General features: G+C 43.2%; 12 protein-coding genes and 2 pseudogenes. 10 read left to right on the top strand and 4 right to left on the bottom strand.

All coding sequences use genetic code 11. From position 1 onward, the window contains the following. Positions 1-204: 204 nt before the first annotated feature. The 6 genes and pseudogenes from EQV24_RS00005 (at position 205) to EQV24_RS00035 (ending at position 6095) form a co-directional block, all read left to right on the top strand. Positions 205-761: pseudogene (locus tag EQV24_RS00005) on the top strand (recombinase family protein). Positions 762-963: 202 nt separating this feature from the next. After that, positions 964-2961: a choline BCCT transporter BetT gene (gene betT, locus EQV24_RS00010; protein ID WP_058609078.1), complete on the top strand. Its 1998-nt coding sequence runs from the start codon at positions 964-966 to the stop codon at positions 2959-2961. A gap of 65 nt (positions 2962-3026) precedes the next feature. Further along, the gene (locus EQV24_RS00020) at positions 3027-4325 is read left to right on the top strand and encodes a DUF2254 domain-containing protein (RefSeq protein WP_130625989.1); all 1299 of its coding nucleotides are present in this window, start codon (positions 3027-3029) and stop codon (positions 4323-4325) included. Between the two features lie 165 nt (positions 4326-4490). Next, positions 4491-4661, top strand: a pseudogene (locus EQV24_RS00025) (NADP-dependent isocitrate dehydrogenase); the annotation flags it as partial. 397 nt (positions 4662-5058) lie between these two features. Next, entirely contained in the window at positions 5059-5541 is a 483-nt protein-coding gene (locus EQV24_RS00030) for an outer membrane beta-barrel protein (protein WP_045902834.1), read from the top strand. Positions 5542-5558: 17 nt separating this feature from the next. Further along, the gene (locus tag EQV24_RS00035) at positions 5559-6095 is read left to right on the top strand and encodes a helix-turn-helix transcriptional regulator (RefSeq protein ID WP_048971511.1); all 537 of its coding nucleotides are present in this window, start codon (positions 5559-5561) and stop codon (positions 6093-6095) included. Positions 6096-6237: 142 nt separating this feature from the next. Here EQV24_RS00035 and EQV24_RS00040 read toward each other — a convergent pair whose 3' ends face one another. Continuing rightward, positions 6238-6837, bottom strand: a complete 600-nt coding sequence (locus EQV24_RS00040; protein WP_029881980.1) for a helix-turn-helix domain-containing protein — start codon at positions 6835-6837, stop codon at positions 6238-6240. A 562-nt stretch (positions 6838-7399) separates the two neighbouring features. Between EQV24_RS00040 and EQV24_RS00045 the strand changes: the two genes are divergently transcribed. Then, entirely contained in the window at positions 7400-8701 is a 1302-nt protein-coding gene (locus tag EQV24_RS00045) for an oligosaccharide flippase family protein (RefSeq protein ID WP_243648997.1), read from the top strand. A gap of 150 nt (positions 8702-8851) precedes the next feature. On the opposite strand, the gene EQV24_RS00050 is transcribed toward EQV24_RS00045, so the two are convergent. From EQV24_RS00050 to EQV24_RS00060, 3 genes are read right to left on the bottom strand one after another with little or no spacing between them, the layout of a single operon-like run. Continuing rightward, positions 8852-9160 (bottom strand): hypothetical protein, encoded by a 309-nt coding sequence (locus tag EQV24_RS00050; RefSeq protein WP_029881982.1) that lies wholly within the window; start codon positions 9158-9160, stop codon positions 8852-8854. A gap of 3 nt (positions 9161-9163) precedes the next feature. After that, complete coding sequence (locus EQV24_RS00055) at positions 9164-9799, bottom strand: NAD(P)H-dependent oxidoreductase (RefSeq protein ID WP_100168566.1); 636 nt, start codon at positions 9797-9799, stop codon at positions 9164-9166. Between the two features lie 25 nt (positions 9800-9824). Then, entirely contained in the window at positions 9825-10604 is a 780-nt protein-coding gene (locus EQV24_RS00060) for an alpha/beta hydrolase (RefSeq protein WP_100168565.1), read from the bottom strand. Between the two features lie 70 nt (positions 10605-10674). Between EQV24_RS00060 and EQV24_RS00065 the strand changes: the two genes are divergently transcribed. The 3 genes from EQV24_RS00065 (at position 10675) to betT (EQV24_RS00075) (ending at position 14846) form a co-directional block, all read left to right on the top strand. Next, a complete protein-coding gene (locus EQV24_RS00065) occupies positions 10675-11739 on the top strand; it encodes a helix-turn-helix domain-containing protein (RefSeq protein WP_130626399.1) in 1065 nt (354 codons plus the stop codon). Positions 11740-12069: 330 nt separating this feature from the next. Continuing rightward, on the top strand, positions 12070-12705 hold the full coding sequence (locus tag EQV24_RS00070; RefSeq protein WP_029881986.1) for a response regulator: 636 nt from the start codon (positions 12070-12072) through the stop codon (positions 12703-12705). Between the two features lie 143 nt (positions 12706-12848). Continuing rightward, complete coding sequence (gene betT, locus EQV24_RS00075; RefSeq protein WP_038979854.1) at positions 12849-14846, top strand: choline BCCT transporter BetT; 1998 nt, start codon at positions 12849-12851, stop codon at positions 14844-14846. Positions 14847-14878 lie beyond the last annotated feature (32 nt).

Here is a 14878-nt window from a genome sequence, read left to right on the forward strand (position 1 = left end):
TAACCATCGGTCAGGCTTGCCAGTTGAGAAGCCAAAGACGAATCAGCGCCGATGCCAAAACCACCGACCTGAATAACATTGCCATTTGAGGTGCCAGTATCCTTCGTGGCCGATGTTCCCAAACCGACGTTTTATAGATTGCTCTCAAGCGTCCAGGCCGATAACGTCACCTGATTTTTTTGCAGAAATAATTGGGTGAAAAATATGCAAATTGGATATGTAAGGGTGTCAACAAATGACCAAAATACGGATCTTCAGCGGCAAGCGCTCGAACGCGCAGGATGTGAACAAATTTTCGAAGAAAAAATGAGCGGAACAGTGGCAAACCGGCCAGCACTCAAAAAACTTCTTAAGGCACTGAATGAGGCGGATTCGCTGGTGGTTTGGAAGCCGGATCGCCTCGGGCGAAGCATGCGTAATCTGGTGCTACTGGTTGACGAACTCCGTCAGCGGGGCATTCACTTTAAGAGCCTAACTGACAGCATTGACACCTCAAGTTCGATGGGGCATTTCATTTTTCATATTATGTCAGCTCTAGCAGAAACGGAGGGGGAGTTGATAGTGGAACGCACTCGGGAGGGTTTGGCGGTTGCGAGGGAAAAGGGGCGGATCGGCGGCAGGCGTCCGAAGTTAACTGCTGAACAATGGGCGCAGGCCGGGCGGCTCATATCAAATGGTGTTGAAAGAAAGCAGGTAGCAATAATTTATGACGTGGCAGTTTGCACGCTATAAAAAAATTTCCTGTATCTAAGCTGATTTAAGTCTTTATACGTGCCTCAGTCTTGTGACTTTCAACAATTATGATGAGAGAGTATTACAGCAGACCAAATCGGAGAAAGCATATGAGAATATAACCACAACATGACTTCTGATTATATGCCCCATTTACTGCTAGTTTTTGCTACTCTATGAGAGGTAATGCCTTTCATCTTAAGTGGATCTAAGTTAATGGAATGAATAATTATGAGTGAAAATGATACAATCCCAAAGCAGTCCAAAAGCCAGATTAACAAAGCGGTATTCTTTACATCTGCTTTGTTAATTTTCCTTCTTGTCGCCTTTGCCGCTGTATTCCCGGATGTCGCCGACAAAAATTTTAAACTTCTACAGCAACAAATCTTCACGAATGCCAGCTGGTTCTACATCCTTGCGGTGGCCCTCATTTTACTGAGCGTCACCTTCCTGGGACTCTCTCGCTACGGAGATATCAAGCTGGGTCCGGACCATGCGCAGCCTGATTTCAGCTATCACTCCTGGTTTGCGATGCTTTTCTCGGCAGGGATGGGGATCGGCCTGATGTTCTTTGGCGTTGCTGAACCGGTGATGCATTATCTTTCACCTCCCGTTGGCACCCCGGAGACAGTTGCGGCAGCGAAGGAAGCAATGCGCCTGACGTTCTTCCACTGGGGCCTGCATGCATGGGCAATCTATGCGATCGTGGCTTTGATCCTGGCCTTTTTCAGTTACCGTCACGGTCTGCCTTTAACGCTGCGTTCCGCACTCTATCCCATTATTGGCGATCGCATATATGGGCCTATAGGCCATGCGGTAGATATTTTCGCCGTTATCGGCACGGTCTTTGGCGTTGCGACATCGCTGGGGTACGGTGTTTTGCAGGTGAATGCTGGTTTGAATCATCTTTTCGGGGTGCCCATCAATGAAACGGTGCAGGTCATCCTGATCGTTGTCATCACGGGGTTAGCGACAATTTCGGTTGTGTCCGGCCTGGACAAGGGAATACGCATTCTTTCTGAGCTCAACCTGGGCCTGGCGGTGTTGCTGCTGGCGCTGGTCCTGTGTCTGGGACCATCCGTGCTTCTGCTGAAGTCATTTGTGGAAAATACGGGCGGTTATCTTTCGGAGCTGGTGAGTAAAACCTTCAACCTTTACGCATATGAACCTAAGTCGAGCAACTGGCTGGGGGGCTGGACATTATTGTACTGGGGATGGTGGCTTTCATGGTCGCCGTTTGTGGGGATGTTCATCGCAAGAGTCTCTCGCGGTCGAACCATTCGCGAGTTTGTTACCGGTGTGCTGTTTGTTCCCGCCGGCTTTACGCTCATGTGGATGACGGTGTTTGGTAACAGCGCAATCTATCTCATTATGAACCAGGGGGCGACTGACCTCGCCAATACCGTTCAGCAGGATGTCGCGCTAGCCCTGTTTAATTTCCTGGAGCATTTCCCGTTCTCCTCCGTGCTGTCATTTATTGCAATGGCGATGGTCATCGTCTTCTTTGTCACGTCTGCTGACTCCGGGGCAATGGTTGTGGATACGCTGGCATCAGGTGGGGTGGCAAACACACCAGTCTGGCAACGCATCTTCTGGGCGTCGCTTATGGGGATTGTTGCAATTGCACTTCTGATTGCGGGTGGGCTAAGCGCACTGCAAACGGTGACAATCGCGAGTGCATTACCCTTCTCAGTGATCTTACTGGTATCCATATACGGACTGTTAAAAGCCCTGAGACGGGATTTGACAAAGCGTGAAAGCCTGAGCATGGCAACTATTGCGCCGACGGCTGCACGTAACCCTATTCCTTGGCAGAGAAGGTTGCGTAATATCGCTTATCTGCCTAAGCGTTCTCTTGTGAAACGCTTTATGGATGAGGTTATCCAGCCCGCCATGACGCTGGTTCAGGAAGAACTCAACAAGCAGGGAACGATTAGCCACATCAATGACGCTGCCGACGATCGTATTCGCCTTGAAGTCGATCTGGGTAACGAACTGAACTATATTTATGAAGTGAGGCTTCGCGGGTATAACTCGCCAACCTTCGCCCTGGCTGCGATGGATAATGATGAGCAGCAGGCTGAGCAACATCGATATTATCGCGCAGAGGTTTATCTCAAAGAAGGCGGTCAAAATTATGATGTGATGGGCTGGAATCAGGAACAGCTGATTAATGACATACTCGACCAGTACGAAAAACATCTGCACTTCCTGCACCTGGTTCGTTAATATCCATATGCCACCCTAAGGGGTGGCATTTTATTTTTATCAGCCACTATACGAGGTAATGCAATATGATCTCACGCTGGCAATGGATTTTGAAGCAGATATTTAAAAAACTATGGTTCAGGGCAGGGTTATTCGCAATTGTAGCAATAATGACGGCCCTATTATCTATTCTTTTTAAATCAATGATCCCTGAGTCGGTATCAGTGAAGGTTGGCGCAGAAGCAGTGGATAACATTCTGAACATACTGGCATCGAGTATGTTAGCTGTTACCACATTTTCTCTGAGTATCATGGTCACAGCGTACGGATCTGCTACCACTAATGTAACGCCAAGAGCAACGCGTTTAGTTGTTGAAGACGTAACCACACAAAATGTACTGGCCACTTTCATAGGTTCCTTTCTCTTCAGTCTGGTTGGGATCATTGCCCTTAATATGGGAGCCTACGGAGAAAGGGGGAGAGTCATTTTATTCGTTGTCACACTGGTAGTGATTGCCTTAATCCTCATCACATTGCTTCGTTGGATACAGCATTTGACCTCTCTAGGAAGGGTTGGTGAGACGACAGCAAAGGTGGAACAGGCAGCAATCGAAACATTTGTTGAAAGAGCTAAAAGTCCATATCTGGGCGGATATCCATGGCTTGAGAACAATGAACAACCAAACGGAACGGTTGCAGTTTATCCGGAGATAATTGGCTATGTTGAATATATTGATATGCTGAAACTCAGCAGGTTGCTAACTGAGGATCCTCGACATGTATATCTTGTAGCACAGCCAGGCAGCTTCATACACCCGTCGATGCCAGTTTTGTATCTGAGTCAGGGGCAGGGGCCATTAATCAGTAAAGACCTGCTTGATACAATCATCGTCTCAGATGTACGTTCATTTTCTCAGGATCCCCGATTTTGTCTTAGTGTTATGGCTGAAATAGCCTGCAGGGCCCTTTCACCGGCAGTGAACGATCCTGGCACCGCAATTGATGTCATTGGCAGAGGTGTACGAATACTATCCGCTTATGCGCAGAATAAATCTGATGAAACTGAAGTGACATATCCTTCAATACATGTTGCGCCACTTCAGAACAGGGAGCTACTGGAAGACTTTTTCTTACCTATTGCCCGTGATGGTGCCGGTATGAGTGAGATCCAAAGGAGAGTGCTTAAAGGGCTTTCAATGTTAGGAAGTAGTTGGCCACACGAGTTTGAAGATGCTGTACATATTTTGGCACGTGAAATTTTAGAGTATGTAAATCGTGCAGCTCACACCGATTCCGATAAGGCTCGGATTCAATTAGTCTATGAACGTTTATTTTCCGACATACAATCAAAAACTATCAATGTTAAAACTGGCAAGAAGAACTAATGGGCTTGGGATGCGTTTCATAATTGAGGATTGCCAAAAAGAGGTTATCAAAACCCAAACTTCATCGAAATTAATCAATGGGTTAGGTTAAGGTTTAAAATGCTTGACTAGAACTCCAGTTATGATAGATTCCTCTAAAAATCAATTAATTACTTTCGCCTTGTTGAAATACTGCTGCGTCATATGGAATGGTTCGAAGCCGCAGACCTGATCGTCAAAGGTATGGAAGGTGCGATTAACGCGAAAACCGTAACCTACGACTTCGAACGTCTGATGGAAGGCGCTAAGCTGCTGAAATGTTCAGAGTTTGGTGACGCGATTATCGCGAATATGTAATCTATTAGCTGGGTTATACAACAACGGGAGCCGATTGGCTCACGTTTTTATTATTATTTTTCGGATGGTTATCAAGAGCTTATCAAAACCCTTTTTTAAGCAGATGTTATTTCCAGTTCTCTCTGTATCTGCCACAACAATTTACGGTAGGGTATATTCTCTACTGTAAATATATCAACTGTATGCGCATTTTACTTCCTCATGTATCAAAAATAAACAATCCCGAATTTCATTTCCTTAAAATACTTTATCCAGGAATGACTGGTTCGTGTCAGTAGCCTTAGTCAATATATAAAAATAAACATTTTGTTGTGCAATTAAAACTTTTGCATGTGTATTTATATGCTGGTAACACAATTTTATCTCTGTATATTTAAGAGAAATTATTGGAGGAACTATGCATAAATTTAATCTAGCAGCTGCTTTTCTTTTTTTTGGCGCTTTTACCATGCCAGTATTTGCCAGTAATTCAATGTCTATAAATTATGCTGCAGGCAAAGAGAGTGGGGCCGAAAAGATGCATGGCATGAATGTGATATTTAAACACGATATGGGTAATTTTGCACTGGTCGCATCAGGTACTTATATACAGAATACCAGCGGTTCCGGGAACTCTTATTTGAAAAACAAATACGCATCAATTATGCCGGGGCTCGCTATTAATATCACACAAGATATAAATTTTTATGGACTTGCTGGTATTTCTTGTGGTTCAAAAATGAAACCTGATCAAAGTCATGAGATTTATGGGGCAGCTTTTGGTACTGGTTTGTTTTACAACTTAACAGACAATATTCAATTAAATACAGGATATGAATTGGGTCTTGTTGATAACAAAGAAATAGATACTTTCATCATTGGGATAGGATATTTGTTCTGACTTTCAAGGTGAATGAAATGATATCAAAAAAAATAATAAGAATATATGTTATTACTGATAACTATTTTTTATATTACGGCATCAGGGAACTCATTTACGATTCTAAAGTATTTGAATCTTACACATATAACGTTGAGCAAACCGCTAAGCTTCCAGCTCTTATTTTTTATCATAAGTATCATACTCAAGATATAATCATTACAGATAATTTCTTACATTGTTACGCAGTTTCAAAATATAGACCGGAAAAAACGTTAATTTTGCCATGTAATTATGATTTGGATAAATATATAGAGTGTTTTAATGATTTAACAAATCAAGATTATCTTCACAATGCACTTTATTTTAAAAAGTTATCATCGAAAGAGACCCTGCTGTTAACTTTATTTTCTGAGGGAGCAACAGATGACAAAATTGCTATTATGCTTAACATAACAAAAAAGACAATCAGCTCTCATAGGCGTAATATTTTGCAAAAATTAAACCTGAAGAATAGGCATGAATTGTATATGTATGCTTTGGCAACAAAAGAAGGGTTGTATGAACACGTATAACATAATATCTATTTTAACGATAATGGTATTGATTCCATTTTCAATTTATTGTTTTTATGCTAATTATCGCATCAATGAAAACAAAAGAATTGCATCAGAAACAACACCATTATGGCGAAAGATATTTCTGCCTCCTAAATGATTAATATTTTAATGGTAAGTTTTTGATGTTTAGAAGCTTTCCTCTGTGAATGTTAATATATCCACCATCATTCAAATCTTTTAAAACTTTATTTAAGGAACTACGAGAAATTGAGCTTCTGGACAAAATGAACTTGAACACTGAAATTTGAGATCTTTCATTCTCTGGTAATTCCCATATGGCTTCTAAATTGTTTTTTATAATATCGTAGGCATTTTTTGATGAAAATCTCTGGTCTCTTTTGAAAAAGTTTAAAGTGATTTCACAAGTCATTAAGAAAAAATGTTTCCACAAGTTATTACTATCAGCCAAACAATCCAATTCCACAGTTGAAATTGCTGTGAAAGTTGCATCCGTTGAAGCTCGAAAGTAATGGTAATCATCCTTTTCGAACATAAAGATTATCCCTAGAATATAAGGCGCATATACAGTGAAAATTAAAATATCGTCTGCTTTTCTATAAATGTCTACTCTACCTTCAGTGAGAAAGTATACATGTGGTTTATTATTAAGCATGAAGTTTATTCGTTGTCCATTTGACGCATAAATGCGCATAAACTTGTTAGATCCTTCAACAATCTCTAAGATATGGTTAAACATGGTGTGAAGCCTCAGCTACTATTTTCATTCTTAAAGTTTGATGTTAGGTAATCATATAACCTTTTTAGAAGATGGCAAGTTTAAATTTAAATATGTGTTTGTGTAATTATACATAATTTAATTTTTTATAGGCCAGATCATCAAAAGTAAGTGCTGAGTTCTTAAGATTTTATCAACCTATCATTGTTAATAGTCGATTCGAAGATGGCTTTATGTTATTTGAGCGTGATTTTTAGAGTTAATCATTTATATGGAAATTTATTTCTATATAGGGATGATATACGACTCTTTACTTTTTATCGGTATTGCGCAAAACAACTCATTAATTCTATATGGATTGATGCTTGGCACTTAAAAAATCATCTCTTTTTTAAGTTGGGCTGAGTATTAACACGGGGGCTCGATATGTTGTTTCTATTGTTATGCATAGCTTTATTGATACTAATGGTAGCTGTTTTTTATTTTATTCGGTTGAATAAAAAAAGTATGGATGTAACTCAATTTATAGATTTGCTTTATAAAGATGATGAAGAGAAATGAATATTTAAATGAGGTTGAGTAAGTGTTAAGCAAAACTCAAAAAAATTTCTTGTGGATGATTGCAGAAAAAACAATCGGCGTAGTGGGCCTTTTCTTTATAAATGCTTTGGTGGCTAAATACCTGGGGCCTGTGGTAATTGGGCAAATAGCAATTGCAACTGCAATTTTTCAAATTGTTCAGGTTGTAGGGGTGTTTGGCAGCGATAGTATATTCTATAAAAGGATAAGCACAAACTTGATTGGCGGCATACAATTAATGATGCCTGTATTTGTGTTGAGAAGTATAATATTTATCATTTTTGCAAGTATTTGCATAATGTTTTTAAATATGAGAATGGATTTAACAGGTATGACATTAGTGCTGTCAATCTGTTTGGCGTATTATTTTTATACTATTGATACTTACACAAGTTTTAACGAGTCACTACTGAACTCAAGAATTAATGCTATTGCAAACGTAGTTGGCCTTATTTTCGGCTTAGTAGCCAGGGCATTAATGGTTAGATATAAAGTGCCGATTATCTATTTTGGATTGCCTCTAATAATAATAAGTGCCATTCCTTATTTTCTAAAATTATATGTATTTAGAAAACAATATAAAAGGATGGTAACAATTAAGTATAGTGTACTAAAAAAAAGATTATTCCATCTGAGTTATGCGGGCAGCATTCTTGTTATTCCTTCAATCATTTCATCAATCTATCCAAGGTTGAATGTGCTTATAATCTCTTTTTTATATGGTAATCGTGATGTCGGTATTTATTCAGTTTCTCAAAGCATTGCAACGAGTTGGAGTTTCATTTTATTATCATTGTTGACTTCTTGTCTTCCATCTGTATTTCGAGAGAAAAATAATCAAAAAATAATTAAATTAGGTGCCAGGTTACATTTAAATATCATTTTGTCGTCTATTCCGGTAATGTTGGTGATTACATTTTTAATAAATTTTGCAATTCTCTATCTATACGGGGAATCCTATAAGGAGTCAATAACACCCTGCATTTTGTTATGTTTCTCAACATTATTGTCTACACTTGGCATGGCTTCATCAAAAATAATAATTAAATTTTCTGGGTATAGGTTTTTATTATGGAAGACTATATTTATATTGGTTTTAAGTCTGGTGCTTTCTTATTTCTTTTCTATCAGGTTCGGATTGATTGGTGCTGCATCAGCGGTTATCATTACTGAAGTTTTTTCTCTGACAGTTATTAACTATTTGTTTATGCAGGGATTTATATTATCAGTCCACATCGAGATGTTTAAAATTATTTATGTGTATTTTCGGAGGTTATTTGGAATGAAAAAATCAGATGGAAGCTAAAAAAAGGCAGCCTCAAAACTGAGCTAAATAAAAAATGCTTCTAAGATTTATTCTTAATGGCGCGCTGTTTAATGACAAATAAAAGCGTCCTCGAAATACATGAAACAGACTCATTTCATAGGTTTCAGGACGCTTTACAGTGATTAATGGTCAGATGAAACGAGCGTTCTCCGCCCATTTTTTTGGGAATCCCAGCGCGCATAACGCCGGCTCAATACTCATTACTTCGGCATCTGCAATGTTATGAATTATAAAGGGGTCATCCTGAAGAAAGTTATGAATATTGCTGATGTTATCCCCCTGAAAAAGAATGAAGCCGCCAGCACCATTGCTGAGCGGGCCGGCAAAAAGAATCACTCCTTCATCAAACCCCCTCAGCAGCCATTGTTTATGTGCGTCAAGATGATCAGAAATCGCATCAGGTTGTGTCAGGTAAGTCAGCGTGACGGCGTGCAACATGGTTTATTCCTTAGCGGCAGAAACGGTATTAATGGCTTGTGGTATTAAAGAGAAAGCACGGGATAGTTCTCTGAGCTTTACTTCCTCCCCTTTAGATGCGCCTTCAGCCCGGACAAACACAACATTTGAAATCCCCAGGAAGCCCAGAAACTTACGCAGAAATTGCTCCTGAAAGTCCATTTCTTCAAATGCCGTACCGGCATAAAAACCACCCCGGGCTGAGGCTATGAAGACTCTTTTTTCCCCCGCAAGACCAACAGGGCCTGTTGGGGTGTAGCTGAAGGTTTTCCCTGGCTGCGCGATTCTGTCCATCCAGGCTTTTAATTGGCTGGGAACAGAAAAGTTGTACATTGGCGCTCCGATAACAATTACGTCGCTTTCAAGAAACTCAGAGACCAGAGCATTTGATAATTCTCGCTCAGAGTCCAGACGCGTTGTAGTTGCGGGTCGTCCGGTAACAGGCCTGAATTCTGCAGCGATTTCCCCGGTGAGATGGCTGATTTCGTCTTTTACAAGATCCCGGTAAGTCAGTTGATTCCCCTGACTGGTTGCCATCAGTTGTTTCACTGTTTCAGCCGACAACTGTCGGGTTACTGAAAATTCATAATTGATACTTGAATCAAGATGGAGAATTTTCATTGCATATCGTCCTGTTGTGTAAGGGTCAGTGAATACTCTGCGCAGCATTTACAATCAGTGCTGCAACCTCTTTGGGATGAGAAATCATGGATAGATGATCTGAGTGAATTCGTGTGATATGTGCGCCTGCTTCACGGGCAAAATTTGCCTGTACTAACGGATTCAGCGCGTTATCGTTTTCTGTGATGAGATACCAGGAGGGTTTCTCTCTCCAGGCTGCCGCGTTCACTTTTTCGTTAAAAGCGGCAGCGGCGATAGGCTGTTGCACCGCAGAAATCAGAAGGCTCTGTTTCATGCTTAGCTCATTAGCCATAACCTGATGAAACAACTGTGGCTTATCAAGCCAGATGAGGCCGTTTTTATCGGCTTCCATACCTTTCATGGGGGCATTGAAGTGCGCAAGTGCGTCAGAAACAGACTGATTGCTGTCCGGAACAAGGGCGGACAAATAGACGAGCCCCTTTACGTTATTCGCATTACCAGCCTGGGTGATCACCGCCCCTGCCCATGAATGGCCAACGAGCAGTACGTTACCATTTTGACGCTCAAGTACACGCTCTGTTGCAGCCACATCCTCTCGTAAGGATGTCAGGGGATTCTGAACAGCAGTAACGTGGTAGCCCCGGTCCTGCAGGAGAGCGATGACGGCTGACCAGTTCGATCCGTCAGCAAAGGCACCGTGAACCAGCACGATATTTTTTACACCCGAATCCTGTGCCAGAAGCGGCGGGTTGCTCATAAATAAAAGACACAAAGCAAATACTCCTTTTCGCAGCGCGACCGACATTAAATTTTGCTTACGCATAACTGTATTTCCCGTATTTCTCAGTTTCAGGCAGTGTAATCATGCTGACAGGGGGTATGAAGTGTCATTAATGACAGGTAACATGCGAAATAAGACATTCTTCGGCACTGGGGTTAAAATGCGAGTTGCGTTACTTGCGCTTCCGGGCAACATGCGTTCGGCGCTGGCAGGGCTGGCTGATATGTTTTGGCTGGCGAATCAGGTGATCAGGCTAAACCCTACAGTGAGCCCTGAATTATCCAGGGCTGATCCATTTTTTGACGTCAGGACGATTACCGCGGATGGGCAGCCCGTCAGGGACGTTCAGGGACGAATCATCGAAAGTGATGGCTCATTTAATGAACCTGACAACTTCGAGCTGATCATTGCCAGCGGTATGCAGTTGGATGAGCAAAGATTTCCGGCTGACAAAGCAGCTGTATCGAATGCGGCCGAGTGGTTGAAAGTTAAATATTCAGAGGGAAGCTGTATTGCCTCAGCATGTGCGGGCGGTTTTGTGCTGGGAGAGGCGGGTTTGCTCAACGGACGGGTCTGCACCACTACGTGGTGGTTATATCCAACTTTCGCTGAACGCTATCCACTTGCAAAACCCATATGGGGAAAAACCCTGGCAGAACAAGACAATGTGATAACCGCGGGCGGCCCGCTTTCATGGGTCGATCTGGTTATATACCTCGTACGCAATCATGCTGGTAATGAGCTGGCAAAATTGACAGCTGACATGGCCGTTGCTGACAGCCAGCCTTTGTCACAGCAAATTTATGCGCCCGCAGGTTTTCTTAACTCAAGACATCCTCTACTGACTAAAGCAGAGAGTCTGCTTCGTTATCAGAACCCTGCAATGACGGTAAAGCAACTTGCTGCAGCTCTGAATATGACGACCCGCACGCTGAACCGTAAAATGAAAACGCTCATCCAGGAAAGTCCGAAAGACTTCATTACGCGGGTTCGTATTGAAACTGCATCTGTGCTTCTTGAAAGCCCAGGAAAGACTATTTCACAGATCGCAAATATTTGCGGATATAGCGATGAAACTGCTTTCCGGCGCGCTTTTAGCGCCATGATGGGGATGTCCCCCGGAAGTTTCAGAAAGCGGCTTTTTACAACGAACCCTTCAAATTCTGGCTGCGAATGAGCGGCTATTGTTGGCTTATCAAGGGCGTGACTGAGCTGATGATTGGCTGACCATCCGTCAATATCATGTCGTCCTCTGAATATAAAAGTGTGGCGCGGACAGATTCACACTCGAAAGCGAATGTTGTGAAAGTTCAGTTTTTTTTCGGATTGTCCTGATGCTACTCGCAGTCAATAAGCCTGACGGTTGACGAATGGTTGGCTTGTTTGATTTTACCTACTGTTGGTGTGGAAAAGATATCCGGCATGACGTTAGCAGTCATAAATACTTTGGGAATGGACGCAACTGTTCGTATTATGTCCCTGAAAGATTTAATCAGGAGAAATTGATATGGAAGAGGTTATTTATGTTATCGATGATGATGATGCATATCGGTCGTTTGTTGTTCAGTTCTTAACAGCCGCGGGCTATCAGACGTTTGACTTCAGTAATGCCGAAGAATTTTTATCCTCTCCCATCGTTGATCATCCTTCATGCTTAATCCTTGAATTAAACCTTCCGCGTATGAATGGCTTTGACGTGATGGATGCACTCAAAGCGCGTGGATGCGCTATACCGGTACTCATTCTGACGAAGAGCGGCTCCATCCCTTCCTGCGTTCGGGCAATGAAAGCAGGCGCCCGGGATTTTTTGACCAAACCGGTCGAACCTGAACAACTTTTGCGCGTGGTGAATGAGGTATTGATCGACGCGACAAACCATTTTCTGGAACAGCAACGGTTATTTGAACTGTGCAAAAATTACCAGGCGTTGACGCGACGTGAGAAACAGATTTTTGAGCTGGCAATTAATGGCTTGCAAAATAAACAAATCGCATCGGAACTGGGCATAACAGAAATTACGGTGAAGGTACATCGACGCAGGGTGATGGATAAAATGCAGGTTCGTACGTTAGCGGATCTGGTACATGCTGCCGGCACGTTGCAAATCGGTAAATCCCGATGTCCACCCCGCAGGCTTTATTGATAACGCGGCGATCGTCACCGGACAGTTTATATCACCCTGACATTCATTCAGATTATTGTCCCCCTGGGGTGTTGAATTTTGCTACTCTATGAGAGGTAACGCCTCTCAACCGGGGCGGTCTACGATAATGGAATGAATTGATTATGAGTGAAAATGATACTATCCCAAAGAAGTCTACAAGCCAGATTAACAAAGCGGTATTCTTCACATCTGCTTTGTTAATTTTCCTTCTTGTCGCCTTTGCCGCAGTATTCCCGGATCTGGCCGACAAAAAATTCAAACTCCTGCAGCAACAGATATTCACCAATGCCAGCTGGTTCTACATTCTTGCTGTCGCCCTGATTTTACTGAGTGTTACTTTCCTCGGTCTTTCGCGTTACGGTGATATCAAACTGGGGCCGGATCATGCCCAGCCTGATTTCAGCTACCATTCCTGGTTTGCGATGCTGTTTTCGGCAGGGATGGGGATCGGCCTGATGTTCTTTGGCGTTGCCGAACCGGTAATGCATTACCTTTCGCCACCCGTCGGCACCCCTGAAACCGTAGCCGCAGCGAAAGAAGCCATGCGCCTGACGTTCTTCCACTGGGGACTGCATGCATGGGCCATCTATGCCATAGTGGCGCTGATTCTGGCATTCTTCAGCTACCGTCACGGTTTGCCATTAACGCTGCGTTCCGCACTCTATCCCATCATCGGCGATCGCATCTACGGTCCTGTCGGCCATGCAGTCGATATTTTTGCGGTGATAGGGACGGTCTTTGGCGTTGCCACATCGCTGGGTTACGGTGTTTTGCAGGTTAATGCCGGTCTGAACCACCTTTTTGGAGTGCCCATCAATGAAACGGTGCAGGTCATTCTGATTGTGGTGATTACGGGGTTAGCGACGATTTCAGTGGTGTCCGGTCTGGACAAGGGAATACGTATCCTCTCTGAACTCAATCTGGGTCTGGCTGTTTTACTTCTGGCGCTTGTGCTGTGTCTTGGACCAACCGTACTTTTACTGAAATCTTTTGTCGAAAATACCGGCGGTTATCTTTCGGAATTAGTGAGTAAAACCTTTAACCTTTACGCCTACGAACCGAAATCAAGCAACTGGCTTGGTGGCTGGACGCTGTTGTACTGGGGATGGTGGCTTTCCTGGTCGCCGTTTGTCGGTATGTTCATCGCGCGCGTATCCCGTGGCAGGACAATTCGTGAGTTTGTTACGGGCGTGCTGTTTGTTCCCGCAGGTTTTACCCTCATGTGGATGACGGTGTTTGGTAACAGCGCCATTTATCTCATCATGAATCAGGGAGCAACAGACCTGGCAAATACCGTCCAGCAGGATGTCGCGCTGGCCCTGTTTAATTTCCTTGAACATTTCCCGTTTTCCTCAGTGTTGTCATTTATTGCAATGGCGATGGTCATTGTCTTCTTTGTCACCTCGGCTGACTCTGGGGCGATGGTTGTTGATACGCTGGCATCGGGTGGCGTCGCTAACACGCCTGTATGGCAGCGAATTTTCTGGGCCTCGCTCATGGGGATTGTGGCCATTGCACTGCTGATTGCGGGTGGGCTAAGCGCGCTGCAAACCGTGACAATAGCGAGCGCATTACCGTTCTCCGTGATCTTATTGATCTCAATATACGGACTGTTAAAAGCCCTGCGTCGGGATTTGACCAAACGTGAAAGTCTGAGCATGGCGACGATTGCGCCGACTGCCGCACGTAACCCTATTCCGTGGCAGAGAAGGTTGCGCAATATTGCCTATCTGCCGAAACGTTCTCTGGTGAAACGGTTTATGGACGACGTTATCCAGCCTGCCATGACGTTGGTTCAGGAAGAACTGAACAAGCAGGGGACGTTGAGTCATATCAATGATGCGGCTGACGATCGTCTCCGGCTTGAAGTTGATTTAGGCAATGAGCTGAACTTTATTTATGAAGTGAGGCTACGTGGCTATAATTCGCCAACTTTTGCTCTTGCCGCTATGGATAATGACGAGCAACAGGCAGAGCAACACCGCTATTATCGCGCTGAAGTGTATCTGAAAGAGGGCGGTCAGAACTATGATGTGATGGGCTGGAATCAGGAACAGCTTATCAATGACATACTGGACCAGTACGAAAAACATCTGCACTTCCTGCATCTGGTTCGTTAATACTAAAATGCCGTCCGATGGGACGGCATTTA

The organism is Enterobacter sp. A8, from assembly GCF_004296595.1.
Classification (GTDB): Bacteria; Pseudomonadota; Gammaproteobacteria; order Enterobacterales; family Enterobacteriaceae; genus Enterobacter; species Enterobacter cloacae.